The following is a 24,010-nucleotide window of genomic DNA, read 5'->3' as shown; positions in this document are numbered from 1 at the left end:
GCACGCGCGTGGACTCAGCCCAGCAGGTGCGCCACGCCGCTGCGCTCTTCCTCGAGCTCGGCCAGGGTCTTGTCGATGGCCTGGCGGCTGAAGTCGTCGACCGGGAGGTCGCGGATCATCGTGTACTCGCCGTTCTCGGTGGTCACGGCGAAGCCGAAGATCACGCCTTCCGGGATGCCGTAGGAACCGTCCGAGGGAATGCCCATCGTCACCCACTTGCCGTTGCTGCCCAGCGCCCAGTCGCGGATGTGGTCGATCGCGGCGTTCGCGGCGGAGGCGGCCGAGGACAGGCCGCGCGCTTCGATGATCGCCGCGCCGCGCTTGCCCACCTTCGGGATGAACTCGTCAGCGTTCCAGCCGGCGTCGTTGATGCGGTCCTTCAGCGACTCGCCCTTGACGGTGGCGAAGCGGTAGTCGGGGTACATGGTCGGGCTGTGGTTGCCCCACACGACCAGCTTCTCGATGTCGCCGACGGCGACGCCCGCCTTGCCGGCGAGCTGGGAGAGCGCGCGGTTGTGGTCCAGGCGCAGCATGGCGGTGAAGTTCTTCGCCGGCAGGTCGGGCGCGGACTTCATCGCGATATAGGCGTTGGTGTTGGCCGGGTTGCCGACCACCAGCACCTTGACGTTGCGGCTGGCGACCTTGTTCAGGGCCGCGCCCTGCGCGGTGAAGATCTTGGCGTTCTCCAGCAGCAGGTCCTTGCGCTCCATGCCGGGTCCGCGCGGGCGCGCACCGACCAGGAGGGCGTAGTCGGCGTCCTTGAACGCGACTTCCGCATCGTCGGTGCCGACCATGCCGGCCAGCAGCGGGAACGCGCAGTCCTCCAGCTCCATCATCACGCCGCGCAGCGCGGCCTGGGCCTTGTCGATGGGCAGCTCCAGCAGCTGCAGGATCACCGGCTGGTCCTTGCCCAGCATTTCGCCCGAGGCGATACGGAACAGCAGGGCGTAGCCGATCTGGCCGGCGGCGCCGGTGACTGCGACTCGGACGGGAGTTTTCATCGGGAGGTCCTCTTGCGAAGTGGAATGCAGGCCGGCACGGAGGGCCGCGTCGACCCGACGGGGAGAAGAAGGAAGGTTCGGCGCCTGCGCACGGCGCAATTCAGCATCGACAAATCCGCTGCGCGCATCGCCGCCGCTCAGGCCAGTTCCGCGAAGAACTCGCGGAAGCGCTGCAGGCCCGGCGCGAGCTGCGCCTCGGGACAGGTGTAGCTGATGCGCAGTGCGCGCGGCTCGCCGAAGGCCGATCCGGGCACGCAGGCCACGCCCTTGGCTTCGAGCAGCGCGTTGCACAGGTCGACGTCGTTGTCGATCCGCAGCCCCGACGGGACATGCGTGCGCCCGAAGGCGACGCTGACGTCCGGGAACACGTAGAACGCGCCCTGCGGCTTCGGACACGCCACGCCGGGGATCCGCGCCAGCACGTCGAGCACCTGGTCGCGGCGCTGCTGGAACTCCGCGCACCGCGCCTCGGGGACGTCCTGCGGCCCGGACAGCGCTGCCACCGCCGCGGCAGTGACCACTTCCGGCACGTTGGTGATGTGGGTGGAGTTGAGCGCCGTGAGCGCCTTGGCCACCACCTCGGGACCTGCCATGAACCCGGTCCGCCATCCCGGCATGCCGTAGGTCTTGGACAGCGAGTCGACAAAGATCACGCGATCGCGCAGGTCCGGCCGCGCGTGCAGGAAGTTGTGGTAGCCGACGCCGTCGAACACCATCCGGTGGTAGATGTCGTCGGTGATCACCCAGGTCTCGGGATGGCGCGCGATGACGTCGGCCAGCGCGGAAATCTCCTCGCGCGTGTAGACCATGCCGGTCGGATTGGACGGGTTGTTGAACAGCAGCAGCTTGGGCCGCTTCGCCAGCGCCGCGTCCAGCTGGTCCGGAACGAGCTTGTAGTCCTGCTCCGGCGGGCACGGCAGCAACTGGATCGAGGCGCCCAGCAGTTCGCCGATGTCCAGGTAGCTGGTCCAGTACGGGGTGGCGAAGGCGAAGCCGTCGCCCGGGTTCAGCAGCGCCTCGCACAGGTTGTAGAGCACGTGCTTGGCGCCGATGCCGGTGGCGCAGTTGGTGCGCGTGTAGCCGGTCAGGCCGGCCGTTTCGAGATGGCCGAGGAAGGCGTCGAGCAGCGCGTCGGCGCCGCGGTTGCTGCCGTACTGGCCCGAATCGTGTTCGAGCGCGGTGCGCGCGGCCGCGTAGACGTGCGGGCCCGGCAGGAAGTTGGGCACGCCGATCGAGAAGCTGATGATGTCGCGACCCTGCGCCTTGAGCTGCCGCGCCCGTTCGGCGACGAGCATGATCGCGCTCTGCTTGGCGCGGCCCATGCGGCGGGCAAGTTGCGGCATCGCGAGGGTTCCCGGAAAGAAGGGCGGGGCCGGCGTCGATGACGGCCGGACGCCGCATTTGCGGCGAGGAATTCTAGCACGCGGCACCGCGGCGGACCGGCCGCAGGCGGGCGCAAGCCACTGTTTCCACTTGCATCCGCGCCGGGATCGGAGCCAGGAGTCGTGCTTGGCATCCGTCCCGGAGAGGGCGCCCGTGCGACCCGGCGCGCAGCGTCGCGAACGAGGCTCGGCTGCGCCCTGCGGGCGACCCAACGCGCCGCATCCGCCCCGTTCACGAGGCGGCAGCGGCGCGGGCGGATCAGGCGGCGAGGATCCGGTCCCACTCCGCGACGCGGTCGGCCTTGGCCGCCAGCGCCGCCTCGGCGTCGCCCTCGATCTTCACCGACTTGATCGCGTCGCCCTGCTTCACCGCGTCGACGACATCCAGGCCCTCGGTGACCTTGCCGAACACGGTGTGCTTGCCGTCGAGCCAGTCGGTCTTGATGTGGGTGATGAAGAACTGGCTGCCGTTGGTGTTCGGCCCGGCGTTGGCCATCGACAGCACGCCGCGTTCATGCTTCACGCCGTTGCTGGTCTCGTCCTCGAACTTGTAGCCCGGGCCGCCGGTGCCGGTGCCCTTGGGGCAGCCGCCCTGGATCATGAAGTCGGGGATCACGCGGTGGAAGCTGAGTCCATCGTAGAAGCCGCGCCGGGCCAGGTTGACGAAGCTGGCGACGGTCAGCGGCGCCTTGTCGGCGAACAGTTCGACCCGGATCGGGCCCCGGTCGGTGTCGAAAACGGCAATAAGGCTCATGTATTCAGCTCCAATGGCCCGGACCGGGCGGTTGACCCCATATAATAGCCCGCTTCCCTCCACCCTCCCCCGCGCCCTGCCCCCTTCACGGCAGCGTGTGCGGATGACCCGACCTTCGAATCCATGTCCATCCAACGCCTGCGCAATATCGCCATCGTCGCCCACGTCGACCATGGCAAGACCACCCTCGTCGACCAGTTGCTCAAGCAGTCGGGCACCCTGAACGAACGCACCGTCCTCGCCGAGCGCGTGATGGACAGCAACGATCAGGAGAAGGAACGCGGCATCACCATCCTGGCGAAGAACACCGCCATCACCTGGCGCGACAACCGCATCAACATCGTCGACACCCCCGGGCACGCCGACTTCGGCGGCGAGGTCGAGCGCGTGCTGTCGATGGTCGATTCGGTGCTGCTGCTGGTCGATGCGATGGATGGGCCGATGCCGCAGACGCGCTTCGTCACCCAGAAGGCGTTCGCGATGGGCTTCAAGCCGATCGTGGTGATCAACAAGGTCGACCGTCCCGGCGCGCGTCCCGAATGGGTCGTCGAGCAGGTCTGGGACCTGTTCGACCGCCTCGGCGCGACCCCGGAGCAGATGGACTTCCCGATCATCTACGCCTCCGGCCTGAACGGCTACGCCGGACTGACCGAGGACGTGCGCGAAGGCGACATGACCCCGCTGTACGAGGCGATCATGGAGCACGTGCCGGCGCCGCCGGTGGATCTAGAAGGTCCGTTCCAGATGCGCATCAGCCAGCTGGACTACAACAGCTTCGTCGGCGTGATCGGCATCGGCCGCGTGCAGCGCGGCACGGTGAAGAAGAACATGCCCGTGGCCATCATCGACCGCGAAGGCAAGAAGCGCCAGGGCAAGGTGCTGCAGGTGCTCGGCTTCATGGGCCTGGAGCGGATCGAGCAGGACACCGCGCAGGCGGGCGACATCGTCGCCATCTCCGGCATCGCCGACCTCACCATTTCCGACACCGTCTGCGCGCTCGACGCGCCCGAGGCGCTGCCGGCGCTGACCGTCGACGAGCCGACCATCTCGATGACCTTCCAGGTCAACAACTCGCCCTTCGCCGGCAACAAGGATCTGTCCGGCGGCAAGTTCCTGACCAGCCGCCAGATCAAGGACCGGCTCGAGCGCGAGGCCGTGCACAACGTCGCCCTGCGCGTGGAGCAGCTTGAGGACGCCGACAAGTTCCTGGTGTCCGGCCGCGGCGAACTGCACCTGTCGGTGCTGATCGAGAACATGCGCCGCGAGGGTTTCGAACTGGCCGTGTCGCGTCCTGAAGTGATCATCAAGGAGATCGACGGCCAGCTGATGGAGCCGATCGAGCAGCTCGTCGTCGACGTGGAGGAAATCCACCAGGGCGGCGTGATGGAGAAGCTCGGCACCCGCAAGGCGCAGCTCAAGAACATGGAGCCCGACGGCAAGGGCCGCGTGCGCCTGGACTACATGATCCCCGCGCGCGGACTGATCGGCTTCCAGAACGAGTTCAAGACGCTGACTTCGGGCAGCGGCCTGCTGTTCCACGTGTTCGACCACTACGGCCCGAAGGAACAGGGCTCGATCGCCAAGCGTCAGAACGGCGTGATGATCGCCAATGCGCCGGGCACCACGCCGGCCTACTCGCTGGGGCCGCTGCAGGATCGCGGCAAGCTGTTCGCGGCCGAAGGCGACAACGTGTACGAGGGCCAGCTGGTCGGCATCCACTCCAAGGACAACGACCTGACGGTCAACGCGATCAAGCCCAAGCCGCTGACCAACATGCGCGCCTCGGGCAAGGACGACGCGATCCAGCTGTCGCCGGCGATCAAGTTCACCCTGGAGCAGGCGCTGGACTTCATCGACGACGACGAACTGGTCGAGATCACGCCGAAGGAAATCCGCCTGCGCAAGAAGTTCCTGACCGAGAGCGACCGCAAGCGCGCCAGCCGCGCGGCGTGAGCCAGGCGCTGTTTCCCGGCTGGCGGCCCGACGCCGGTGGCCGGGAACGGCTGACCGCGATCGCCGACGCGATCGTGGCCGCACGGCCCGAGGGCGCTGCCAGGCTTTCGCTGCGGCGGCCCGAGCAGTGGCACGCGACCTTGTGCTTCCTCGGCTACGACCCGGGCCACGTGGTGACGCCGGCCCTGCTCGAGGCGTTCGCTGGGGTCGCCGCGCGCATCCCGCCGCACACCTGCACCGTCGAACGCGTCGCCTACTGGCCCCAGTCCGGCGCGGTGGTCGCCCTGCCCCATGCCTGCGCCGCGCTGCAGGCGCTGTGCGACGCCACCCGCGACGCGGCCCGCCGCTGCGGCATCCGGCCGGAACAGGCCACCACGCAACCGCACGTCACGCTCGCCTACCTGGAGCGGGGGCTGGCCGGGCAGGCGTGGCTCGACACCGTCGACTGCGCCCGCGCAGCGCTGTGCATCGACCGCTTCGAACTGCTGTTCAACCCGGGCGGGTGCTACCAGGCGCTGGGCGAATGGCCGCTGCTGGGAACCGACCTGCCCGCGCAACCGCACCAGGCCGGACTATTCTGAGCGACATGAACGCATGCCCCGGCATCGCAGAACGCGCACGGCGGGATGCAGCCCACCCGGAACTGCGCGCGGTCGCGCTGTTCGAGGGACTCAAGGGCGCGCTGTCGCTGGCCGCCGCCACCGCGCTGGCCTTCGCGGGGGCCGAGAACCTGCAGCACTGGACCACGATGCTGCTGTCCCGGCTCGGCGCCAGCCAGGGCCTCGCGGCGTCGTCCTGGCTGCAGCGCGCGATCAATCCCGACTCGGTGCAGCTGGCCGCGCTCGCGGTCACGGCCTATGGCCTGCTGCGCTTCATCGAAGCCTGGGGTCTGTGGCGCGCCCGCGCGTGGGCGTCCTGGCTGGGCTGCGTCTCGGCCTCGCTCTACCTGCCGTTCGAACTGCACGCCTCGATCCGCCATCCCGGCTGGCTCGCGCTTGGCGTGCTCGCGGTGAACCTGGTCGTGGTCGCGGTGCTGGCCCGCGACCTGGTGCGGCGGCGTCGCTGAAGCGGCGCGTGGCCGGCCTGCGCCGGCCGTGGATCAGGCGCTGACGGGCGGATTGAGCTGGGCGTGCTTGCGCACGATCAGCATCGCCGTTTCCAGCGCCTGCTCGTAGTTCAGGCGCGGATCCACCGTGGAGCGGTAGGCCCGTTCCAAATCGATCTCGGTCAGCGCGCGCGCGCCGCCCGTGCACTCGGTGACATCCTCGCCGGTGAGTTCCAGGTGCACGCCGCCCAGGCGCGTGCCCGCCGCGGCGTGGATGTCGAAGGACTGCTCGATCTCGCTGCGGATGTTGTCGAAGCGGCGGGTCTTGTAGCCGTTGCTGGTCGACTCGGTGTTGCCGTGCATGGCATCGCAGATCCACAGCACGCGGCGCCCCTCGCGGCGCACCGCTTCGAGCAGGGTCGGCAGCTTCTCCGCCACCTGGGTCGCGCCCATGCGGTGGATCAGGCCGAGCCTGCCGGGTTCGTCGTCCGGGTTGAGCACGTCGATCAGCTTCAGCAACTGGTCCGGCGTGACGCCGGGGCCGATCTTGACCGCGATTGGATTGCGGATGCCGCGGAAGTATTCGGTGTGCGCGCCGTCCAGCGCCGCGGTGCGCATGCCGATCCACGGGAAGTGCGTGCTGAGGTTGAACCAGCCCCACTGGCGCGGCACCTGGCGGGTCTGCGACTCCTCGTAGGGCAGCAGCAGCGCTTCGTGCGAGGTGTAGAAGTCGACGCGGTTGAGACTGTGCATCTGCCCGCCGGCCAGCGTCTCCATGAAACGCACCGCGTCGCCGATGCCGGCCACCATCTTTTCGTACTCGCCCGCCAGCGGCGCCTGGCTCACCCAGCCCAGGCCCCAGTACTCGGGGTGATGGAGGTCGGCGAAACCGCCGTCGATCAGCGAACGCACGAAGTTCATGGTCATCGCCGAACGTGCGTGCGCCTTGACCATGCGGCGCGGATCGGGAATGCGCGCCTGCGCGGTGAATGCCGGGCCGTTGACGATGTCGCCGCGGTAGCTGGGCAGCTCCACGCCGTCGCGCACTTCGGTATTGGCCGAGCGCGGCTTGGCGTACTGCCCGGCGAAGCGGCCCACGCGCACGACCGGCAGCTTCATGCCGTGCACCAGCACCAGGCTCATCTGCAGCAGCACCTTGAGCCGGTTGGAGATCAGGTCCGAGCTGCACTCGCTGAAGTTCTCGGCGCAGTCGCCGCCCTGCAGCAGGAATCGCTTGCCCTCCTGGGCCTCGGCCAGCTGCTGCTTGAGGGTCAGGATCTCGCGCGAGGTTACCAGCGGCGGCAGCTGCCGCAGCTCGTCCTGCACCTCGGCCAGCGCGCCTTCGTCCGGATAGACCGGCATCTGCAGCGCCGGGCGCGAACGCCAGCTGCCCGGCTGCCATTCGGCGGGAAGGTTGACGGCCTGGAGGGTGCGGTCTGCGCTTTGCATGGGGATCTGCCCTGTACGAAAGGGCATGGTGCGCTCCTTGCTGCGGCGCGTCAATTTCAGCTGCAACGGGTCCTGCAGGCTCTCAGCGGCGGCGCCGGAAGCCGGCCAGCAGGCCCCACACGGCCAGCAGCACGAACCAGATCAGGCTCCACCAGGGCATCGAAAGGCCGAGGAAGGTCCAGTCGATCGCGCCACAGTCGCCCGTGCCGGTGAGCACCTGCCGGATCAGGCCGGGGGTGTCCATGGTCTCGCGCATGAACGCGAACGGGGCGCCACAGGCGGGAATCTCCGGCGGGAACAGCTGCAGCCAGACGTGGCGCCCGGCGATGCCGATGCCGACCGCGGCCGCCACCAGCGCCAGCACGGCCCAGGCCTGCCTGCCGCCGGCGCCGCGCGGCGCGTGCAGCCCCGCCGCCAGCATCACCAGGCCAAGTGCGGCGAAGGCGATGCGCTGGAAGATGCACAGCGGGCACGGCACCAGGCCCCATGCGAGCTGGCTGTAGATCGCGAAGCCGATCAGCGCGAAGCACACGGCCGCGCCCGACAGCATCTGTGCGCGGAACGACCAGCGGAATGGATTCATGGCAGCCTGCGGCAAGTGGACCGGGCTGGCATTATCACCGCTGTCGGTGGCCCGGCGCACGCGCCGCGGGATCGCGGCGCAACACGGCGGCGCCTGCCTGCGTCCGCCCGCAGGGAACACGAGCGGAGCTATCGTCTCGCACCCGCAGCGGCTATCCGTGCTGGTGCGCACCAGCGCACGGCGGGCAACCCGCGGCGCCAATGGGACGCCTGCCATTGCCTCGGCCCGGAAAGCAGAAACCCCGGCCAGGCCGGGGTTTCGCGTGTCGCACAACTGGCGCGCCCGATTACTCGGCGGACGCCTGCGGGCGGTCCACCAGCTCCACGTACGCCATCGGCGCGTTGTCGCCGGCGCGGAAGCCGCACTTGAGGATGCGCAGGTAGCCACCCGGACGGCTGGCGTAGCGCGGACCCAGGGTCGTGAACAGGTTGCCCACGGCTTCCTTGTCGCGCAGGCGCGAGAAGGCGAGGCGCCGGTTGGCGACGCTGTCGACCTTGGCCAGGGTGACCAGCGGCTCGGCGACGCGGCGCAGTTCCTTGGCCTTGGGCAGGGTGGTCTTGATCAGCTCGTGCTTGAACAGCGACGCGGCCATGTTGGTGAACATCGCCTGGCGGTGGGCGCTGGTGCGGTTGAACTTGCGGCCGGCTTTCTGGTGGCGCATGGACTTGATTCCTTGGAAGGGTGAAGGGTGGAGCCGTGGACGTCTGTGTCGCCTTCCTGGCGTTGTATGCGGACTGCGGATGGTCCTTGCCGGCATCCTTCGCCGGTCGTGCCGCGGGCTTCGGCCCGTCGGCGGGTACTGCGAATCGCGACTATCAGAGGAAGCCGCGGCTTACGCCGCGTTTGCACCCCCGGCCCGGCGCAGCGCGCCGGGCGTTCACACCCCGCAGCCGATGCCTGAGGGCATCGGCTGGGCGCGGGGTGCTCACCCAAGCATGCCGTGGGCCGAGACGCCGGCCGGCGGCCAGTTCTCGAGCTTCATGCCGAGCGACAGGCCACGCTGGGCCAGCACTTCCTTGATCTCGGTGAGCGACTTCTTGCCCAGGTTCGGGGTCTTGAGCAGCTCGACTTCGGTCTTCTGGATCAGGTCGCCGATGTAGTAGATGCTCTCGGCCTTGAGGCAGTTGGCCGAACGCACGGTCAGCTCCAGATCGTCGATCGGACGCAGCAGGATCGGATCCACGCCCGGCGTGGCCGCCTTCTGGCCGCCGCGGTCGCGGTGGGTGAAGTCGCCGAACACCGACAGCTGGTCGGTGAGGATGTCGGCGGCGGTGCGCACGGCTTCCTCGGCGTCGATCGTGCCGTTGGTCTCGATGTCCAGGACCAGCTTGTCCAGGTCGGTACGCTGTTCGACGCGGGCGGCCTCGACTTCATAGGCCACCCGGCGGACCGGCGAGAACGACGCGTCCAGCATCAGACGGCCGATCGCACGGGTCTCTTCGTCCGGACGGCGACGGGCGGTGGCCGGCTGGTAGCCGAAACCGCGCTCGATCTTCAGGCGGATGTTGAGCTGGGTGTCCTTGGTCAGGTGCGCGATCACGTGGTCGGTATTGAGGATCTCGACGTTGTGGTCGGTCTTGATGTCGGCAGCGGTGACGACGCCCGGGCCGGACTTGCTCAGCGTCAGCGTCGAGCTTTCGCCGGTGCCCATGCGGATCGCGACGTCCTTGAGGTTGAGCAGGACTTCGAGCACGTCCTCCTGCAGGCCTTCGATCGTGCTGTATTCGTGCAGCACGCCGTCGATCTCGACCTCGGTGATCGCGAAGCCCGGGATCGAGGACAGCAGCACGCGGCGCAGCGCGTTGCCCAGGGTGTGGCCATAGCCGCGCTCGAGGGGCTCGATCACGACCTTCGCACGGTTGCCGGCGAGGCGTTCGATCTGGGGACCACGGGGGCGCAGGACCTGGTTGGCGGTAACAGTCATATTCGTAGCGTCTCCTGCAGGGCCACAGCATCCGTCGATGCGCGGCCCTGGACGTTTGGAGCCCCTTTGCTTGCTGCCAAAGGGGTGGCCCGTGCGCGGGCACGGGCCGGGGGAGTTGTTGCTGGTGCCGCGGGATGACCCGCCGCCAGTCCTTACTTCGAGTACAGCTCGACGATCAGCGCTTCGTTGATGTCCGCCGGCAGGTCGCCACGGTCGGGGACCGCCTTGAACACGCCGCTGAACTTCTTCTGGTCGACTTCGACCCACGAAGGCGACAGGTCCATGCTCGACGAGACGTTCAGCGCTTCCTGGACGCGCATCTGCTTCTGCGCCTTCTCGGACAGGGCGATCGCATCGCCGGCCTTGACCTGGTAGGACGGCAGGTTGACGGGCTTGCCGTTGACCGTGACGCCGCGGTGCGAGACCAGCTGGCGCGCCGAAGGACGGGTCACCGCGAAGCCCATGCGGTACACGACATTGTCCAGCCGCGTCTCGAGGAGCTGCAGCAGGTTCTCACCCGTGTTGCCCTTCTTGTTCGAGGCCTTCTTGTAGTAGTTGCGGAACTGGCGCTCCAGCAGGCCGTAGATACGCTTGACCTTCTGCTTCTCGCGAAGCTGCAGGGCGTAATCGGAGAGCTTGCTGCGACGCGCGCCGGTGCCGGCGCCGTGCTGGCCGGGCTTCTGCTCCAGCTTGCACTTGGAGTCGAGCGCACGGGTCGGGGACTTGAGCGAAAGGTCGGCGCCTTCGCGGCGCGCGAGCTTGCAGGTGGGACCGATGTAACGAGCCATTTCTTATCGCTCCCTTAGACGCGACGCTTCTTCGGCGGACGGCACCCGTTGTGCGGGATCGGCGTCACGTCGATGATGTTGGTGATCTTGTAGCCCACGTTGTTCAACGAACGCACGGCCGACTCACGACCCGGACCCGGGCCCTTGATGCGGACTTCCAGCGACTTCACGCCGTAGTCCAGCGCATCCTTGCCCGCCTTCTCGGCGGCGACCTGGGCTGCGAACGGGGTCGACTTGCGCGAGCCGCGGAAACCCGCGCCACCCGAGGTCGCCCACGAGAGCGCGTTGCCCTGGCGGTCGGTGATCGTGATGATGGTGTTGTTGAACGAAGCGTGGACGTGCGCGATGCCGTCGGTGACGACGCGCTTGATCTTCTTCTTCTGCTTGGCAGCTGGCTTGGCCATGAGTCTGTTTCCTTATTTCCTGATGGCCTTGCGCGGACCCTTGCGGGTACGGGCATTGGTCCGGGTGCGCTGGCCGCGCAGCGGCAGGCCGCGACGGTGGCGCAGGCCGCGGTAGCAGGCCAGATCCATCAGGCGCTTGATCGCCATGCCGATCTCGCGGCGCAGGTCGCCCTCGACCACGTACTTGCCGACTTCGGCGCGCAGGCGCTCGACTTCCGGCTCCGACAGGTCGCGGATCTTGGTGTTCGAAGCCACGCCGGCGGCTTCGCAGACGAGCTTGGAACGGGTACGGCCGAGGCCGTAGATGCTTTGCAGCCCAACCCAGACGTGCTTCTGGGCAGGCAGGTTGACACCTGCAATACGCGCCATGCGCGGATCTCCAACTGGTTGGTCGGCCGGAAACGGGAGTCCCCGGCGGAGTGAACACGAAATTCTAACAGGGTCCCGGGTTGCTTGGAAGCCGACGGCGCCGCAGCGCCGCCGACCCGGCATGGGGAGTGTGCCCATGCTCCGGCGATGGATCCTGGCTGGCCGGCCGGGGTAACCCCCCGTCCGGCCCCGCGCACTACTCTGGTGCGCGAACGGCCTGGATCCACCCCCGCGCGGGACTGCCGCAGGGGTCGCCCATCGTGCCGGGGGAGGCTAGGCTCCGCGCCGGCGTGAATTCTTGCCTTCCTGGCCTCGACCTCGCGGCGCCTGGGCGCCGCTTCGGCTTGGACTCCCCTGCCATCCATGGCGGGGCCATGTCGGCTTCGGATCGTCCGGCCCGACCATCCATGGCCGGGCGTTCACCGGGTCAGCGCGGCAGTGCCGCGCAAAGCGCGCCCCGGCCCACCCGCGCTTAGCGTGTCCTCGCTCCGCCCTTGAGGTTCGACTTCTTGAGCAGGCTTTCGTACTGGTGCGACATCAGGTGGGCCTGGATCTGGGCGATGAAGTCCATCACCACGACCACCACGATCAGCAGCGAGGTGCCGCCGAAGTAGAACGAGACGTTGAGCTCGGCGCGCATGAACTCCGGCAGCAGGCACACCAGCACCAGGTACGCGGCGCCGGCGGCGGTGAGCCGGGTCAGCACCCCGTCGATATACTCGGCGGTGGCCTTGCCGGGGCGGATGCCCGGCACCAGCGCGCCCGACTTCTTCAGGTTGTCGGCCGTTTCCTGCGAGTTGAACACCAGCGCGGTGTAGAAGAACGCGAATCCTGCGATCAGCCCCGCGTACAGCAGGATGTACAGCGGCTCGCCCGGCGAGAGCGCCTGCGCGACCCGCTGCAGCCACTGGGTCGACCCTGCCTGGCCGAACCAGGTGGTGGCCGTGGCCGGGAACATGATGATCGACGAGGCGAAGATCGCCGGGATCACGCCCGCCATGTTGAGCTTGAGCGGCAGGAACGAGGTCTGGTTCATGTACGCGTTGCGGCCACCCTGGCGGCGCGCGTAGTTGACCGTGATCCGGCGCTGGCCACGCTCGACGAACACCACGAAGTAGGTGAACACCGCCACGATCACCGCGATCATGATCACCGCGATCGGGCTGATGTCGCCGTTGCGGGCCGCCTCGATCGTGCCGATCACCGCCGAGGGCAGGCCCGCGACGATGCCGGCGAAGATGATCAGCGACACGCCGTTGCCGATGCCGCGCTCGGTGACCTGCTCGCCCAGCCACACCAGGAACATGGTGCCGGCGGTGAGTGCCACGATCGCGGTCATCACGAAGCCCGGGCCCGGCGCATACACGACCGGGATGCCGGTGCCGGCGCCCTGGCTCTGCAGCGCGATCGCGATACCGGCCGACTGGAAGATCGCCAGCGGGATCGCGCCGATGCGCGACCACTGGGTGATCCGGCGGCGACCGGACTCGCCTTCCTTCTGGATCGCCTTCAGGCTCGGCAGGATCTGCACCATGAGCTGCATGACGATCGAGGCCGAGATGTACGGGATCACGTTCAGCGCGAACAGGCTGAAACGCTCCAGGGCACCACCGGAGAACATGTTGAACATGTCCACGATGGTGCCTTCCTGGCGCTCCATCAGCTGCAGCATCGCGTCCGGGTTCACACCCGGGACCGGGATGAAGCAGCCGACCCGGTAGACGATCAGCGCACCGAGCACGAACAGCAGGCGCTGGCGCAGTTCGGTGAACTTGCCCGCGCCGGCCAGACCCGACATCGCTCCCGCGCTTCGCGCCATGCCCTGCTTACTCCTCGATCTTGCCGCCGGCGGCCTCGATGGCCGCGCGGGCGCCCGCCGTTGCCAGCAGGCCCTTCAGCACGAGCTTCTTCGAGATCTCGCCCTTCTTGACGATCTTCGCCTTCTTCGCGGTGCTCGGCACCAGCTTGGCGGCGCGCAGGGCGGCGAAATCGATGTCGCCGTCGAGCTTGTCGAGCTGGTACAGGAACACTTCCGCGGTGTCGGCCTTCAGCTTGGAGCGGAAACCGACCTTCGGCAGGCGCATGTGCATGGGCATCTGGCCGCCTTCGAAGCCGGCCTTGATCTTGCCCTTGCCGGAACGTGCGAACGAACCCTTGTGGCCGCGGCCGGCGGTCTTGCCGAGGCCGGAACCGATGCCGCGACCGACGCGGGTGCGCTCCTTGCGGGCGCCGTCGGCAGGCTTGAGCGTATTGAGCTTCATATGATTACTCCTCCACCCGGACCAGGTAGTGGACCTTGTTGATCAGGCCACGGACCTGCGGGCTGTCCTTCAGTTCGCGGACGTCGTTGAGCTTGTTCAGGCCGAGCGCACGCACCGACAGGCGATGCTTCGCCTGCGAGCCGCGCAGGCCCTTGACCAGGCGCACCTTGACGGTGCCGCCGGTGGCTTCGTTCTTAGCCATTGAGGATCTCCTCCACCTTCTTGCCGCGCTTGGCCGCGATGCGGGTCGGCGACTGCATTTCCGACAGCCCCTTGACGGTGGCGCGGACGAGGTTGATCGGATTGCGCGAACCGGTGGCCTTGGCCAGCACGTCCTTCACGCCCACCGCCTCGAGCACGGCGCGCATCGCGCCGCCGGCGATCACGCCGGTACCCTCGGAAGCCGGCTGCATGAACACGCGGGCCGCGCCGTGGCCGGACTTGACCGTGTGGAACAGCGTGCCACCGTTGAGGTCGACGCTGTTCATGTTCTTGCGTGCGTACTCCATCGACTTCTGGATCGCGACCGGCACTTCGCGCGCCTTGCCGTAACCGAAACCGACCTTGCCGTTGCCGTCGCCCACCACCGTCAGCGCGGTGAAGGTGAACTGGCGACCGCCCTTGACCGTCTTGCTGACGCGGTTGACCGCGACCAGCTTCTCGATCATGCCGTCATCGACTTCTTCGCGATCGCGGTTGCGGTCGCGCCCGCGGGATTCACGTTGTTCTGCCATTGCCATGTCTCTTGTTCGAAAGGGAATTTGCGGCTTGGCCGCTTATGGTTGTGGTCTGGAGCGGTGGACCGCATCCGTCGGACAGAAGCCGCGGAGCGTCCGGTGCAACCTGCACCGGCGGGGTGAGTCAGGACGCGCCACCCTGGCGAACGCCCGGCCATGGCCGGATGGAGTCGCTGCCGGTTCCGGCAGCGTTCCGCCACGAATGGCAGCCATGACCTGGTTCTTCAAGCGGGGCAACCCTGCCCCGCCCGTGCATCAGAACTGCAGGCCACCCTCGCGGGCGGCGTCGGCCAGCGCCTTGATGCGGCCGTGGTAGCGGTAGCCGGAACGGTCGAACGCGACCTTCTCGACACCGGCTGCCTTGGCCTTCTCGGCGATAGCGCGGCCGACCTTGGCGGCGGCATCGGCGTTCTTGCCGTTCTTCAGGCCGTCGCGCACGTCGGCCTGGGTGGTGCTGGCCGCGGCCAGCACCTTCGAGCCGTCGGCGCTGAACACCTGGGCGTAGACGTGCTGGCCGGTGCGCAGCACCGACAGGCGCGGCACGCCGAGTTCGCGAATGTGCGCGCGCGTGGACTTGGCGCGGCGCAGGCGGGCGATTTTCTTGTCCATGGATATGCTCTGTGGCGGGAAGCGGATCGGCTGGCGGGACACCGGCGCGGAGGCCGGCGAGCCGCATTACGCCTTCTTGGCTTCCTTGCGGATGATGACTTCGTCGGAGTACTTCACGCCCTTGCCCTTGTAGGGCTCCGGCGGACGGAATCCGCGGATCTTGGCGGCAACTTCGCCGACCAGCTGCTTGTCCGCGCCGGCGACCAGTATCTCGGTCTGCGTCGGCGTGGTGATCGTGATGCCTTCCGGCGCCTGGAACACAACCGGGTGCGAGAAGCCCAGCGACAGGTTCAGGTCCTTGCCCTGGACCGCGGCGCGGTAGCCGACGCCGACCAGCTCGAGCTTGCGCTCGAAACCCTGGGAGACGCCGTGCACCATGTTGGCGACGATCGCGCGCAGCGTGCCGGTGAGGGCGATCTGCGAGGGGTCGTTGGCCGAGAGCAGCGCGTTGCCGTCCTCGATCCGGACTTCGATGCTTGCCGGCTTGACGACCGACAGCGTGCCCTTCGGGCCCTTGACGCTGACCGAGCCCGGCTGGGCGTTCACTTCGACGCCCTTCGGCAGGGCGATCGGCTTCTTGGCGATGCGGGACATGTGCGTTACTCCCTTAGGCCACGAAGCACAGGACTTCTCCGCCGACGCCCTGCTGGCGCGCCTGCGAATCGGTCATGATGCCCTTGGAGGTGGAGATGATGGCGACGCCCAGGCCGCCGAGGACCTTGGGCAGCTCATCCTTGCCGCGGTACTGGCGCAGGCCCGAGCGCGACACGCGCTTGAGCTGCCCGATCACCGGACGGCCTTCGAAATACTTGAGGACGATCTCAAGGTCGGCCTTCGGGCCGTTCTCGGTTACGCGCAGGTCGCCGATATAGCCTTCGGCCTTGAGCACATTGGCGATCGCGACCTTGGTCTTGGAGGACGGCATCTTCACCGTCGGCTTGCCGACCGCGGCCGCATTCCTGATGCGGACCAGCATGTCGGCGATGGGATCAGTCATGCTCATGCGAGTTCCTTATGAGTGCACCGATATCCGCTTTCGCGAAAATCTGTTCTGGATTGTCCCCGGCGTCGCCGGGTCCGTCTGGCTACCCGCTTTCGCGGGCAAGCCGGCGATTATATACGACTGAAGCGCCCAATGGGGCGCGACTGCCGCATCCCCCGCAGCGCGGCCGCTGCGGTGGCGCCTGCCCGCCTGCGGCGGGCCTGTCGTGTTACCAGCTGGCCTTGCGCAGGCCCGGCACGTCGCCGCGCATCGTCGCCTGGCGCAGCATGTTGCGGCCCAGGCCGAACTTCGCGTAGACGCCGCGGGGGCGGCCGCTCAGCGCGCAGCGGGTGGTCTGCCGCGCCGGCGACGAGTCGCGCGGCAGCTTCTGCAGCCTGGTCGCCGCCTCGATCTTCTCCTCGTAGCTCGCCGTCGGGCTGGAGATGATCTTCTTGAGCTCGGCGCGCTTGGCGGCGTGCTTCTTCACCAGCTTGGCGCGCTTGGCCTCGCGGTTGACCATGGAGGTCTTCGCCATGTGTGTTTCCTCAGTTGCGGAACGGGAAGCGGAAGGCTTCGAGCAGCGCCTTGGCTTCCGCGTTCGTCTTGGCGGTGGTGGTGATGGCGATGTCCATGCCGCGCACTGCGTCGACCTGGTCGAAGTCGATCTCCGGGAAGATGATCTGCTCCTTCACGCCCATGTTGTAGTTGCCGCGGCCATCGAACGAACGGCCGGACACGCCGCGGAAGTCGCGCACGCGCGGCAGCGCCACGTTCACCAGGCGATCCAGGAACTCGTACATGCGGGCACGGCGCAGGGTCACCTTGCAGCCGATCGGCCAGCCGTCACGGATCTTGAACGAAGCCACCGAGACGCGCGACTTGGTCACCAGCGGCTTCTGGCCGCTGATCTTGGCCATGTCGGCGGTCGCGTTCTCGAGGATCTTCTTGTTGGCCGCGGCTTCGCCCACGCCCATGTTGATCGTGATCTTGCTCAGGCGCGGGACCTGCATGATGTTGTCGTAGCCGAACTGCTCCATCAGCTTCGGCACCACTTCATCCTTGTAGAACTTTTCCAGACGGGTCGTCATTGTCTTCTTTCCTGGGGATCAGGCGGGTCTTTTCAGACCGCCTCGCCACTCGAGCGGAACACGCGCAGCCGCCGTCCATCCTCGAGCACCTTGGTACCGACGCGCTCGCCCTTGCCGGTGGCAGGGTTGAACAGCATCACGTTCGACACGTGGATCGGCGACTCGCGCTCGATCACGCCACCGGGCTGGCCAGCCTGGGGATTGGGCTTGGTGTGGCGCTTGACGATGTTGATGTTCGACACGACGACCTTGTCGCCGAGCACGCGCACCACGTCGCCGGTCTTGCCCTTGTCCCTGCCGGCGATCACGATGACCTGGTCGCCCTTCTTGATTCGATTAGCCATTGTCCTGTCCTCCGCTCACAGCACTTCGGGAGCGAGCGAGACGATCTTCATGAACTTCTCGGTACGCAGCTCGCGGGTCACTGGCCCGAAGATGCGCGTGCCGATCGGCTCCTGCTTGTTGTTGAGCAACACCGCGGCGTTGCCGTCGAAGCGGATCAGCGAACCGTCCGCGCGACGCACGCCCTTGCGGGTGCGCACCACGACGGCGTCGTAGACCTCGCCCTTCTTGACCTTGCCACGCGGGATCGCGTCCTTGACCGAAACCTTGATGATGTCGCCAATCGCGGCGTAACGGCGCTTGGAGCCGCCGAGCACCTTGATGCACATCACTTCCTTGGCACCGGAGTTGTCCGCCACGTCGAGGTGGCTCTGCATCTGGATCATGGGAAGCGTCCTTTACTCGGCCGCGCGGGCGACGATCTCGACCACGCGCCAGTTCTTGGTCTTGGAAATCGGGGCCACTTCCACGAGGCGGACGATGTCGCCTTCCTTCGCGGCGTTGTCGGCATCGTGGGCGTGCAGCTTGGTCGAGCGACGGATGTACTTGCCGTACAGCGCGTGCTTGACGTTGCGCTCGACCAGGACGGTGACCGTCTTGTCCATCTTGTCGCTGACCACCCGGCCCTGGACCGTGTTCTGCTTCTTTTCGCTGTTGTTCATGGTCGTATGCCTTACTTCTTCGCCGACAGCAGCGTGTTCACACGCGCGATCTCGCGACGCACTCGGCGAGCCTCATGGGTCTTGGTCAGCTGGCCGGTCGCCTTCTGCATGCGCAGGGCGAAACGTTCCTTCTGCAGTTCCAGCAGGTGGCCCTGCAGTTCGTCCGCGGACTTGCCGCGCAGTTCCTTGGTCGTAGCCATCAGCGCACCGTCCGGGTCACGAAAGTGGTGGTCACCGAGAGCTTGGCGGCAGCCAGGCGGAACGCCTCGCGCGCCACTTCCTCGCTCACGCCCTCGATCTCGTAGATCATGCGGCCGGGCTGGATCTGGGCCACCCAGTACTCCACCGCACCCTTGCCCGAGCCCATGCGGACTTCGATCGGCTTCTTGGTGATCGGCTTGTCGGGGAACACGCGGATCCACATCTTGCCGCCGCGCTTGACGTGGCGGCTGATGGACCGGCGACCGGCTTCGATCTGGCGCGCGGTGAGCTGGCCGGTCGCGGTGGACTTGAGGCCGTACTCGCCGAAGCTGACGGCGTTGCCGCTCCAGGCCAGGCCGTCGTTGCGGCCCTTGTGCATCTTGCGGTATTTGGTTCGCTTGGGTTGCAACATGACTTAGTCCCTCGCCTCGCGGTCGCGACGCGGGCCACGCGGACGCTCGCGGTCACCGCGGTCGCCACGCTCGCCACGCGGCGAATCGTCCTGCTTCTCCTGGCCCACCTGGCTGAAATCGAAGATCTCGCCCTTGTAGATCCAGGTCTTGATGCCGATGATCCCGTAGGTCGTCTTGGCCTCGGCGAAGCCGTAGTCGACGTCGGCGCGCAGGGTATGCAGCGGCACGCGACCTTCGCGATACCACTCCGAACGCGCGATCTCGGCGCCGTTGAGGCGGCCGGCGACGTTGACCTTGATGCCCAACGCGCCCAGGCGCATCGCATTGCCCACGGCGCGCTTCATCGCGCGACGGAACATGATGCGGCGCTCGAGCTGCTGCGCGATCGACTCGGCGACCAGCTGCGCGTCGAGCTCGGGCTTGCGCACTTCGGTCACGTTGATGTGCGCCGGAACGCCCATCATCGTCGACACGTCCTTGCGCAGCTTCTCGATGTCCTCGCCGCGCTTGCCGATCACCACGCCCGGGCGGGCAGTGTGGATCGTCACGCGCGCGGTCTTGGCCGGACGCTCGATCAGGATCTTGCTGATGCCGGCAGCGGCGAGCCGCTTGCGCAGCATCTCGCGGACCTTGAGGTCGGCCGCCAGGTAGCCGGCGTATTCCTTCTTGCCGGCATACCACTTGGAGTTCCAGTCCTTGGCGATGCCGAGGCGGATGCCGGTGGGATGAACTTTGTGACCCATATTACTTGCCCTCTCCCACGACGACGGTGATGTGGCTGGTGCGCTTGAGGATGCGCGTGCCGCGGCCCTTGGCGCGCGCCATGAAGCGCTTCAGCAGCGGACCTTCGTCGACGGTGATCGTGGCGATCTTCAGCTCGTCGATATCGGCGCCTGCGTTGTTCTCCGCATTGGCGATCGCCGACTCGACCAGCTTCTTGATCAGCGCAGCCGCCTTCTTGTCCGAGAACTTGAGCAGGCTCACCGCGCGCTCGGCCGGCAGGCCGCGGACCTGGTCTGCGACCAGGCGCGCCTTCTGCGGCGAGATGCGGGCCGTGCGCAGCACGGCGGTCCGCTTGTTGACCTCGGCGCGCGCGCGCTTGGCTTCTTCGTGCTTGGCTCGTGTTGCCTTGTCCATGGTGCGCTCCTTACCTGCCCGACTTCTTGTCGCCGCCGTGACCCTTGAAGGTCCGCGTCAACGCGAATTCGCCGAGCTTGTGGCCAACCATGTTCTCGTTGACCAGCACCGGAATATGGTTCTTGCCGTTGTGGACGGCGATCGTGAAACCCACCATCTCCGGCAGGATCATCGAACGACGCGACCAGGTCTTGATCGGCTTCTTGGTGTTGCCCGCCGCTTCCACCTTCTTGATCAGATGGTGGTCCACGAACGGACCCTTCTTCAGTGAACGTGCCATGGCCGATTAACTCCTGCGATCGCGCACGATGAATTGCTGGGTGCGCTTGTTCTTGCGCGTCTTGTAGCCCTTGGTCGGCACGCCCCACGGGGTGACCGGGTGCGGGTTGCCCTGCCCGGCCTTGGCCTCGCCGCCGCCGTGCGGGTGGTCGACCGGGTTCATCGCCGCACCGCGGACGGTCGGCTTGACGCCGCGCCAACGCTTGGCACCGGCCTTGCCCAGCTTCTCGAGGTTGTGCTCGACGTTGCCCACTTCACCGATGGTGGCGCGGCACTCGGACGGCACCTTGCGCATCTCGCCCGAACGCAGGCGGATCAGCGCGTAGACGCCTTCGCGGGCGACCAGCTGCACACCGGCGCCGGCGGCACGGGCGATCTGGGCGCCCTTGCCCGGCTTCATCTCGATGCAGTGCACCGTGGAGCCGACCGGGATGTTGCGCAGCGGCAGCGTGTTGCCGGCCTTGATCGGCGCGTCATTGCCCGCGATCACCTGGTCGCCGGCCTTGAGGCCCTTCGGCGCGATGATGTAGCGGCGCTCGCCGTCCACGTAGCACAGCAGCGCGATGTGCGCGGTGCGGTTGGGGTCGTACTCGATCCGCTCCACGCGCGCCGGGATGCCTTCCTTGTCGCGCTTGAAGTCGATGATGCGGTAGTGCTGCTTGTGGCCACCGCCCATGTGACGGGTGGTGATGCGGCCGTGGTGGTTGCGACCACCGGTCTTGCCCTGCGGTTCGACGAGCGCCGCGTGCGGAGCTCCCTTGTGCAGGTCGGGCGTCACCACGCGGACCGCGCTGCGGCGGCCGGGGGACGTAGGCTTGAACTTCATCAATGGCATGGGAGCTTCCTCAGGCCGTCGCGTTGATCACGTCGATCGACTGGCCTTCGGCCAGCGTCACATACGCCTTGCGCCAGTTGCCACGGCTGCCCTGGCGCTGACGGAAGGACTTGTTCTTGCCCTTCACGTTGACCACGTTGACAGCCTGCACCCTGACGTCGAAGAGCTTCTCGACCGCGGCCTTGATATCGGCCTTGGTCGCATCCTTCGCCACTTCGAAAGCGTACTGGTTGGACACTTCCTGCAGTCGCGCGGTCTTTTCGGACACGCGCGGCGCACGAATCACTTCATAGAGCTTGGCGTCGTTCATGCCAGCCACTCCTCGATCTTCTTCACCGCTTCGGTGGTGACCAGCACGCTGTCGGCACCGACCAGCGCGACCGGGTCCAGGCCCTGCACGTCACGCACCTGCACGTAGGGCAGGTTGCGTGCGGAGAGGTACAGGTTCTCCGAGGCGTCCTCGGTGACGATCAGCGGGCGCTTGCCCAGGTCGAAATCCTTGAGCTTGGTCACCAGGCCCGCGGTCTTCGGCGCGTCGATGTCGAACGACTCGACGACCGTGATGCGGCCCTGGCGGTTGAGCTCGGACAGGATCACGGCCATTGCGGCGCGATACTGCTTGCGGTTGACCTTCTGCGCGAAGCTGCGCGGCTTGGCCGCGAAGGTCACGCCGCCGCCGACGAAGATCGGAGCGGTCAGGGCGCCGTGACGGGCGCCGCCACCCTTCTGCTTCTTCGACTTCTTGGTGGTGCCGTTGACTTCGGCGCGCGTCTTCTGCGCCTTGGTTCCGGCGCGACCGGCGTTGCGGTAGGCAACGACGACCTGGTGGACCAGGTCGCCGCTGAACTCGCGGCCGAAGATCGCGTCGGAGACGGACAGTTTGTCGTTGCTACCGTTGATGGCGAGTTCCATCGTCATCTCTCCTTATGCCTTGCTCGAGGGACGCACGATGACGTCGCCACCCGGAGCGCCGGGGACGGCGCCCTTGATCGCGATCAGGCCGCGCTCGGCGTCGACCCTCACCACCTGCAGGCGCTGCGTGGTCTGGGTGTCGGCGCCCATGTGGCCGGACATCTTCTTGCCGGGGAACACGCGGCCGGGCGTCTGGCGCTGGCCGATCGAACCCGGCGAACGATGCGACAGCGAGTTGCCGTGCGTCGCGTCGCCCATGCTGAAGTTCCAGCGCTTGATCGTGCCCTGGAAGCCCTTGCCCTTGGTGACACCCTGGACGTCGACCAGCTGGCCGACCTCGAAGATGTCGGCCTTGATCTCGCCGCCGACCTGGAAGTCGGCGATCTTGTCGTCGGCCACGCGCAGTTCCCACAGGCCGCGGCCGGACTCGACCTTGGCCTTGGCCAGATGGCCGGCCTCGGGCTTGGTCAGCAGCGAGGCGCGCTTGACGCCGGCGGTGACCTGCACGGCACTGTAGCCGTCGGTCTCGAGCGTCTTCACCTGGGTGATGCGGTTCGGGGTAGCTTCGATCAGGGTCACGGGAACGGACTTGCCGTCCTCGGTGAACACTCGGCTCATGCCGGCCTTGCGGCCGACAATGCCCAACGAATGGATCTTCGCGGTCATGATTCGGGGCCTCAGGTCAGCTTGATCTGGACGTCGACGCCAGCCGCGAGCTCGAGCTTCATCAGCGCGTCCACGGTCTTGTCGTTGGGGTCGACGATGTCGAGCACGCGCTTGTGCGTGCGGGTTTCGTACTGGTCGCGCGCGTCCTTGTCGACGTGCGGCGAGGTCAGCACGGTGTAGCGCTCGATCTTGGTCGGCAGCGGGATCGGGCCGCGCACCTGCGCGCCGGTCCGCTTGGCCGTTTCGACGATCTCGCTGGCCGAACGGTCGATCAACCTGTGATCGAACGCCTTGAGCCGGATCCGGATTTTCTGGTCCGCCATGACGGAATTCCTTCGTTGAAAGAGCGACAGGCCCGGCGGCTGGGTGCGCCGGACCCCGTATTGGGGCCCCGGCCGACGGACAAGACGCGTCCGGCGACCTGGGTGACTGCAAAAAGCAGGGCAGACCGGTTTCCCGATCCGCCCAGACCTGGATCACAAGCGTGACGAAACGCCCCGCCTATGTGTCCCGGAAAGCTCCGGAACGGGCGAAGCACCTGCCGCGCGACAAGATCCCTGTCTGGCGAAAACGAGGCGCGTCCTGCCCCTCATTTCGCGGTTCCGCCGCCGCCCTGACAGGCTCGGCTGCGGTGAGTCGAACATTATGAAAGCTTCACGCTGAAGATGCAAGTCCTCGCGTCATCTTTGTTTCCGGAACAGGCTGGACGGAGCGGCTTGCGCCGCCCTGCCCGGCTTCGGCCCCGTCCGCGCGGACGGGAAGCGAAGGTCCCCTGCGCCTCCCTGGCACGGTGGGGGTGGGGATCCCTCGCCGCGCCTGGATGACCAGCCCGTCGGGCTGTTGAAAAGCATCTCCCGCCTGCGCGGGGATAACCTTCCACCAGCCGTGCGCGCTTGCGCGCGCACGGGGTGTCACATCACTTGATGATCTTCGCCACCACGCCGGCGCCAACGGTGCGGCCGCCTTCGCGGATCGCGAAACGCAGGCCTTCGTCCATCGCGATCGGGTTGATCAGCGCCACCACCATCTTCACGTTGTCGCCCGGCATCACCATCTCGGTGCCCTCCGGCAGCGTCACCGCGCCGGTGATGTCGGTCGTGCGGAAGTAGAACTGCGGGCGGTAACCCTTGAAGAACGGGGTATGACGGCCACCCTCGTCCTTCGACAGCACGTACACCTCGGCCTCGAACTCGGTGTGCGGCGCGATCGAACCCGGCTTGCACAGCACCTGGCC

General features: G+C 67.3%; 35 protein-coding genes and 1 pseudogene. 3 read left to right on the top strand and 33 right to left on the bottom strand.

What is annotated here, in order from left to right; all coding sequences use genetic code 11:
* Positions 1 to 14: 14 nt before the first annotated feature.
* The 3 genes from Q0863_RS10625 to Q0863_RS10615 form a co-directional block, all read right to left on the bottom strand.
* Entirely contained in the window at positions 15 to 1,001 is a 987-nt protein-coding gene (locus tag Q0863_RS10625; RefSeq protein ID WP_298577847.1) for a malate dehydrogenase, read from the bottom strand.
* 137 nt (positions 1,002 to 1,138) lie between these two features.
* On the bottom strand, positions 1,139 to 2,344 hold the full coding sequence (locus Q0863_RS10620) for an aminotransferase class I/II-fold pyridoxal phosphate-dependent enzyme (RefSeq protein ID WP_298577846.1): 1,206 nt from the start codon (positions 2,342 to 2,344) through the stop codon (positions 1,139 to 1,141).
* A 298-nt stretch (positions 2,345 to 2,642) separates the two neighbouring features.
* Entirely contained in the window at positions 2,643 to 3,137 is a 495-nt protein-coding gene (locus Q0863_RS10615; protein WP_298577845.1) for a peptidylprolyl isomerase, read from the bottom strand.
* 123 nt (positions 3,138 to 3,260) lie between these two features.
* Here Q0863_RS10615 and typA point away from each other — a divergent pair, with 123 nt between their 5' ends.
* The 3 genes from typA to Q0863_RS10600 are packed head-to-tail and all read left to right on the top strand — an operon-like array spanning position 3,261 to position 6,156.
* On the top strand, positions 3,261 to 5,090 hold the full coding sequence (typA, locus tag Q0863_RS10610) for a translational GTPase TypA (RefSeq protein WP_298577844.1): 1,830 nt from the start codon (positions 3,261 to 3,263) through the stop codon (positions 5,088 to 5,090).
* A complete protein-coding gene (locus tag Q0863_RS10605) occupies positions 5,087 to 5,671 on the top strand; it encodes a 2'-5' RNA ligase family protein (RefSeq protein ID WP_298577843.1) in 585 nt (194 codons plus the stop codon). The genes typA and Q0863_RS10605 overlap by 4 nt, the downstream gene beginning before the upstream one ends.
* A 5-nt stretch (positions 5,672 to 5,676) precedes the next feature.
* Positions 5,677 to 6,156 (top strand): DUF2127 domain-containing protein, encoded by a 480-nt coding sequence (locus Q0863_RS10600; protein WP_298577842.1) that lies wholly within the window; start codon positions 5,677 to 5,679, stop codon positions 6,154 to 6,156.
* Between the two features lie 33 nt (positions 6,157 to 6,189).
* Here the strand turns inward: Q0863_RS10600 and Q0863_RS10595 are convergent, their stop codons facing one another.
* The 30 genes and pseudogenes from Q0863_RS10595 to Q0863_RS10450 form a co-directional block, all read right to left on the bottom strand.
* A complete protein-coding gene (locus tag Q0863_RS10595; protein WP_298577841.1) occupies positions 6,190 to 7,584 on the bottom strand; it encodes a 3-deoxy-7-phosphoheptulonate synthase class II in 1,395 nt (464 codons plus the stop codon).
* Positions 7,585 to 7,666: 82 nt separating this feature from the next.
* Positions 7,667 to 8,167: a disulfide bond formation protein B gene (locus Q0863_RS10590; RefSeq protein ID WP_298577839.1), complete on the bottom strand. Its 501-nt coding sequence runs from the start codon at positions 8,165 to 8,167 to the stop codon at positions 7,667 to 7,669.
* Between the two features lie 286 nt (positions 8,168 to 8,453).
* Positions 8,454 to 8,828, bottom strand: coding sequence for a 50S ribosomal protein L17 (gene rplQ, locus Q0863_RS10585; protein WP_298577838.1), 375 nt, complete (start codon positions 8,826 to 8,828; stop codon positions 8,454 to 8,456).
* Between the two features lie 264 nt (positions 8,829 to 9,092).
* The gene (gene rpoA, locus Q0863_RS10580) at positions 9,093 to 10,091 is read right to left on the bottom strand and encodes a DNA-directed RNA polymerase subunit alpha (protein WP_298577837.1); all 999 of its coding nucleotides are present in this window, start codon (positions 10,089 to 10,091) and stop codon (positions 9,093 to 9,095) included.
* A gap of 152 nt (positions 10,092 to 10,243) precedes the next feature.
* Positions 10,244 to 10,879 (bottom strand): 30S ribosomal protein S4, encoded by a 636-nt coding sequence (rpsD, locus tag Q0863_RS10575; RefSeq protein ID WP_280578315.1) that lies wholly within the window; start codon positions 10,877 to 10,879, stop codon positions 10,244 to 10,246.
* 14 nt (positions 10,880 to 10,893) lie between these two features.
* Positions 10,894 to 11,283 (bottom strand): 30S ribosomal protein S11, encoded by a 390-nt coding sequence (gene rpsK / locus Q0863_RS10570; protein ID WP_280943425.1) that lies wholly within the window; start codon positions 11,281 to 11,283, stop codon positions 10,894 to 10,896.
* Between the two features lie 12 nt (positions 11,284 to 11,295).
* A complete protein-coding gene (rpsM, locus tag Q0863_RS10565) occupies positions 11,296 to 11,652 on the bottom strand; it encodes a 30S ribosomal protein S13 (protein ID WP_298577836.1) in 357 nt (118 codons plus the stop codon).
* A gap of 472 nt (positions 11,653 to 12,124) precedes the next feature.
* Positions 12,125 to 13,471, bottom strand: coding sequence for a preprotein translocase subunit SecY (gene secY / locus Q0863_RS10560; protein WP_298577835.1), 1,347 nt, complete (start codon positions 13,469 to 13,471; stop codon positions 12,125 to 12,127).
* Positions 13,472 to 13,478: 7 nt separating this feature from the next.
* On the bottom strand, positions 13,479 to 13,913 hold the full coding sequence (gene rplO, locus Q0863_RS10555) for a 50S ribosomal protein L15 (RefSeq protein WP_298577834.1): 435 nt from the start codon (positions 13,911 to 13,913) through the stop codon (positions 13,479 to 13,481).
* A gap of 4 nt (positions 13,914 to 13,917) precedes the next feature.
* Complete coding sequence (gene rpmD, locus Q0863_RS10550; RefSeq protein WP_298577833.1) at positions 13,918 to 14,115, bottom strand: 50S ribosomal protein L30; 198 nt, start codon at positions 14,113 to 14,115, stop codon at positions 13,918 to 13,920.
* Positions 14,108 to 14,647, bottom strand: a complete 540-nt coding sequence (gene rpsE / locus Q0863_RS10545) for a 30S ribosomal protein S5 (protein ID WP_298577832.1) — start codon at positions 14,645 to 14,647, stop codon at positions 14,108 to 14,110. Before rpsE ends, rpmD begins: the two co-directional genes overlap by 8 nt.
* A gap of 258 nt (positions 14,648 to 14,905) precedes the next feature.
* Complete coding sequence (gene rplR, locus Q0863_RS10540) at positions 14,906 to 15,265, bottom strand: 50S ribosomal protein L18 (protein ID WP_298578210.1); 360 nt, start codon at positions 15,263 to 15,265, stop codon at positions 14,906 to 14,908.
* A gap of 60 nt (positions 15,266 to 15,325) precedes the next feature.
* Positions 15,326 to 15,853 carry a 50S ribosomal protein L6 gene (rplF, locus tag Q0863_RS10535; protein WP_298577831.1) on the bottom strand — a complete coding sequence of 176 codons (528 nt, stop codon included), beginning with the start codon at positions 15,851 to 15,853 and terminating at the stop codon, positions 15,326 to 15,328.
* 13 nt (positions 15,854 to 15,866) lie between these two features.
* Positions 15,867 to 16,262, bottom strand: coding sequence for a 30S ribosomal protein S8 (gene rpsH, locus Q0863_RS10530; protein ID WP_298577830.1), 396 nt, complete (start codon positions 16,260 to 16,262; stop codon positions 15,867 to 15,869).
* Between the two features lie 208 nt (positions 16,263 to 16,470).
* Positions 16,471 to 16,776, bottom strand: coding sequence for a 30S ribosomal protein S14 (gene rpsN / locus Q0863_RS10525; RefSeq protein WP_298577829.1), 306 nt, complete (start codon positions 16,774 to 16,776; stop codon positions 16,471 to 16,473).
* A 10-nt stretch (positions 16,777 to 16,786) separates the two neighbouring features.
* Positions 16,787 to 17,329 (bottom strand): 50S ribosomal protein L5, encoded by a 543-nt coding sequence (gene rplE / locus Q0863_RS10520; RefSeq protein ID WP_298577828.1) that lies wholly within the window; start codon positions 17,327 to 17,329, stop codon positions 16,787 to 16,789.
* 32 nt (positions 17,330 to 17,361) lie between these two features.
* Positions 17,362 to 17,673, bottom strand: a complete 312-nt coding sequence (rplX, locus tag Q0863_RS10515; protein ID WP_298577827.1) for a 50S ribosomal protein L24 — start codon at positions 17,671 to 17,673, stop codon at positions 17,362 to 17,364.
* A 15-nt stretch (positions 17,674 to 17,688) separates the two neighbouring features.
* Positions 17,689 to 18,057, bottom strand: a complete 369-nt coding sequence (rplN, locus tag Q0863_RS10510; RefSeq protein ID WP_298577826.1) for a 50S ribosomal protein L14 — start codon at positions 18,055 to 18,057, stop codon at positions 17,689 to 17,691.
* Between the two features lie 12 nt (positions 18,058 to 18,069).
* Positions 18,070 to 18,333: a 30S ribosomal protein S17 gene (rpsQ, locus tag Q0863_RS10505; RefSeq protein WP_149104209.1), complete on the bottom strand. Its 264-nt coding sequence runs from the start codon at positions 18,331 to 18,333 to the stop codon at positions 18,070 to 18,072.
* A gap of 11 nt (positions 18,334 to 18,344) precedes the next feature.
* Entirely contained in the window at positions 18,345 to 18,533 is a 189-nt protein-coding gene (gene rpmC, locus Q0863_RS10500) for a 50S ribosomal protein L29 (protein WP_298577825.1), read from the bottom strand.
* On the bottom strand, positions 18,533 to 18,946 hold the full coding sequence (gene rplP / locus Q0863_RS10495; protein ID WP_298577824.1) for a 50S ribosomal protein L16: 414 nt from the start codon (positions 18,944 to 18,946) through the stop codon (positions 18,533 to 18,535). The genes rpmC and rplP overlap by 1 nt, the downstream gene beginning before the upstream one ends.
* Positions 18,947 to 18,949: 3 nt before the next feature.
* Positions 18,950 to 19,690 carry a 30S ribosomal protein S3 gene (gene rpsC, locus Q0863_RS10490; protein ID WP_298577823.1) on the bottom strand — a complete coding sequence of 247 codons (741 nt, stop codon included), beginning with the start codon at positions 19,688 to 19,690 and terminating at the stop codon, positions 18,950 to 18,952.
* Between the two features lies 1 nt (position 19,691).
* Positions 19,692 to 20,084 carry a 50S ribosomal protein L22 gene (rplV, locus tag Q0863_RS10485; protein WP_298577822.1) on the bottom strand — a complete coding sequence of 131 codons (393 nt, stop codon included), beginning with the start codon at positions 20,082 to 20,084 and terminating at the stop codon, positions 19,692 to 19,694.
* Between the two features lie 10 nt (positions 20,085 to 20,094).
* Complete coding sequence (gene rpsS / locus Q0863_RS10480) at positions 20,095 to 20,364, bottom strand: 30S ribosomal protein S19 (RefSeq protein ID WP_298577821.1); 270 nt, start codon at positions 20,362 to 20,364, stop codon at positions 20,095 to 20,097.
* 6 nt (positions 20,365 to 20,370) lie between these two features.
* The gene (gene rplB / locus Q0863_RS10475) at positions 20,371 to 21,198 is read right to left on the bottom strand and encodes a 50S ribosomal protein L2 (RefSeq protein ID WP_298577820.1); all 828 of its coding nucleotides are present in this window, start codon (positions 21,196 to 21,198) and stop codon (positions 20,371 to 20,373) included.
* A 10-nt stretch (positions 21,199 to 21,208) separates the two neighbouring features.
* The gene (gene rplW / locus Q0863_RS10470; protein WP_298577819.1) at positions 21,209 to 21,508 is read right to left on the bottom strand and encodes a 50S ribosomal protein L23; all 300 of its coding nucleotides are present in this window, start codon (positions 21,506 to 21,508) and stop codon (positions 21,209 to 21,211) included.
* Entirely contained in the window at positions 21,505 to 22,110 is a 606-nt protein-coding gene (gene rplD / locus Q0863_RS10465) for a 50S ribosomal protein L4 (protein WP_298577818.1), read from the bottom strand. Before rplD ends, rplW begins: the two co-directional genes overlap by 4 nt.
* Before the next feature lie 12 nt (positions 22,111 to 22,122).
* Positions 22,123 to 22,776 (bottom strand): 50S ribosomal protein L3, encoded by a 654-nt coding sequence (gene rplC / locus Q0863_RS10460; RefSeq protein ID WP_298577817.1) that lies wholly within the window; start codon positions 22,774 to 22,776, stop codon positions 22,123 to 22,125.
* An 11-nt stretch (positions 22,777 to 22,787) separates the two neighbouring features.
* The gene (gene rpsJ, locus Q0863_RS10455; protein ID WP_140908250.1) at positions 22,788 to 23,099 is read right to left on the bottom strand and encodes a 30S ribosomal protein S10; all 312 of its coding nucleotides are present in this window, start codon (positions 23,097 to 23,099) and stop codon (positions 22,788 to 22,790) included.
* 593 nt (positions 23,100 to 23,692) lie between these two features.
* A pseudogene (locus tag Q0863_RS10450) lies at positions 23,693 to 24,010 on the bottom strand (elongation factor Tu); the annotation flags it as partial.

This window comes from uncultured Luteimonas sp. (assembly GCF_947492465.1).
Classification (GTDB): Bacteria; Pseudomonadota; Gammaproteobacteria; order Xanthomonadales; family Xanthomonadaceae; genus Luteimonas.
Note: the sequence above shows the minus strand (reverse complement) of the source record. Positions and strands in the feature narration are given on the sequence as shown.

Excerpts from the sequence above, each read along its gene's own strand:
- rplD (WP_298577818.1), bottom strand. The coding sequence starts at position 22,110 with ATGGAACTCGCCATCAACGGTAGCAACGACAAACTGTCCGTCTCCGAC.
- rplF (WP_298577831.1), bottom strand. The coding sequence starts at position 15,853 with ATGTCCCGCATCGCCAAGAAGCCGATCGCCCTGCCGAAGGGCGTCGAA.
- rpoA (WP_298577837.1), bottom strand. The coding sequence starts at position 10,091 with ATGACTGTTACCGCCAACCAGGTCCTGCGCCCCCGTGGTCCCCAGATC.
- Q0863_RS10590 (WP_298577839.1), bottom strand. The coding sequence starts at position 8,167 with ATGAATCCATTCCGCTGGTCGTTCCGCGCACAGATGCTGTCGGGCGCG.
- Q0863_RS10620 (WP_298577846.1), bottom strand. The coding sequence starts at position 2,344 with ATGCCGCAACTTGCCCGCCGCATGGGCCGCGCCAAGCAGAGCGCGATC.
- Q0863_RS10595 (WP_298577841.1), bottom strand. The coding sequence starts at position 7,584 with ATGCAAAGCGCAGACCGCACCCTCCAGGCCGTCAACCTTCCCGCCGAA.
- rpsE (WP_298577832.1), bottom strand. The coding sequence starts at position 14,647 with ATGGCAGAACAACGTGAATCCCGCGGGCGCGACCGCAACCGCGATCGC.
- rpsC (WP_298577823.1), bottom strand. The coding sequence starts at position 19,690 with ATGGGTCACAAAGTTCATCCCACCGGCATCCGCCTCGGCATCGCCAAG.
- rpsM (WP_298577836.1), bottom strand. The coding sequence starts at position 11,652 with ATGGCGCGTATTGCAGGTGTCAACCTGCCTGCCCAGAAGCACGTCTGG.
- rplB (WP_298577820.1), bottom strand. The coding sequence starts at position 21,198 with ATGCCATTGATGAAGTTCAAGCCTACGTCCCCCGGCCGCCGCAGCGCG.
- Q0863_RS10600 (WP_298577842.1), top strand. The coding sequence starts at position 5,677 with ATGAACGCATGCCCCGGCATCGCAGAACGCGCACGGCGGGATGCAGCC.
- rpmD (WP_298577833.1), bottom strand. The coding sequence starts at position 14,115 with ATGGCTAAGAACGAAGCCACCGGCGGCACCGTCAAGGTGCGCCTGGTC.
- rplE (WP_298577828.1), bottom strand. The coding sequence starts at position 17,329 with ATGACGACCCGTCTGGAAAAGTTCTACAAGGATGAAGTGGTGCCGAAG.
- rpsK (WP_280943425.1), bottom strand. The coding sequence starts at position 11,283 with ATGGCCAAGCCAGCTGCCAAGCAGAAGAAGAAGATCAAGCGCGTCGTC.
- Q0863_RS10615 (WP_298577845.1), bottom strand. The coding sequence starts at position 3,137 with ATGAGCCTTATTGCCGTTTTCGACACCGACCGGGGCCCGATCCGGGTC.
- rpsS (WP_298577821.1), bottom strand. The coding sequence starts at position 20,364 with ATGGCACGTTCACTGAAGAAGGGTCCGTTCGTGGACCACCATCTGATC.
- Q0863_RS10625 (WP_298577847.1), bottom strand. The coding sequence starts at position 1,001 with ATGAAAACTCCCGTCCGAGTCGCAGTCACCGGCGCCGCCGGCCAGATC.
- rpsD (WP_280578315.1), bottom strand. The coding sequence starts at position 10,879 with ATGGCTCGTTACATCGGTCCCACCTGCAAGCTCGCGCGCCGCGAAGGC.
- secY (WP_298577835.1), bottom strand. The coding sequence starts at position 13,471 with ATGGCGCGAAGCGCGGGAGCGATGTCGGGTCTGGCCGGCGCGGGCAAG.
- rpsQ (WP_149104209.1), bottom strand. The coding sequence starts at position 18,333 with ATGAACAACAGCGAAAAGAAGCAGAACACGGTCCAGGGCCGGGTGGTC.
- rplC (WP_298577817.1), bottom strand. The coding sequence starts at position 22,776 with ATGACCGCGAAGATCCATTCGTTGGGCATTGTCGGCCGCAAGGCCGGC.
- rplV (WP_298577822.1), bottom strand. The coding sequence starts at position 20,084 with ATGGACAAGGCAACACGAGCCAAGCACGAAGAAGCCAAGCGCGCGCGC.
- rpsJ (WP_140908250.1), bottom strand. The coding sequence starts at position 23,099 with ATGGCGGACCAGAAAATCCGGATCCGGCTCAAGGCGTTCGATCACAGG.
- rplQ (WP_298577838.1), bottom strand. The coding sequence starts at position 8,828 with ATGCGCCACCAGAAAGCCGGCCGCAAGTTCAACCGCACCAGCGCCCAC.
- rplN (WP_298577826.1), bottom strand. The coding sequence starts at position 18,057 with ATGATCCAGATGCAGAGCCACCTCGACGTGGCGGACAACTCCGGTGCC.
- typA (WP_298577844.1), top strand. The coding sequence starts at position 3,261 with ATGTCCATCCAACGCCTGCGCAATATCGCCATCGTCGCCCACGTCGAC.
- rpmC (WP_298577825.1), bottom strand. The coding sequence starts at position 18,533 with ATGGCTACGACCAAGGAACTGCGCGGCAAGTCCGCGGACGAACTGCAG.
- rplX (WP_298577827.1), bottom strand. The coding sequence starts at position 17,673 with ATGGCTAATCGAATCAAGAAGGGCGACCAGGTCATCGTGATCGCCGGC.
- rpsH (WP_298577830.1), bottom strand. The coding sequence starts at position 16,262 with ATGAGCATGACTGATCCCATCGCCGACATGCTGGTCCGCATCAGGAAT.
- rplW (WP_298577819.1), bottom strand. The coding sequence starts at position 21,508 with ATGAACGACGCCAAGCTCTATGAAGTGATTCGTGCGCCGCGCGTGTCC.
- rplP (WP_298577824.1), bottom strand. The coding sequence starts at position 18,946 with ATGTTGCAACCCAAGCGAACCAAATACCGCAAGATGCACAAGGGCCGC.
- rplO (WP_298577834.1), bottom strand. The coding sequence starts at position 13,913 with ATGAAGCTCAATACGCTCAAGCCTGCCGACGGCGCCCGCAAGGAGCGC.
- rpsN (WP_298577829.1), bottom strand. The coding sequence starts at position 16,776 with ATGGCGAAGACCTCCATGGTCAACCGCGAGGCCAAGCGCGCCAAGCTG.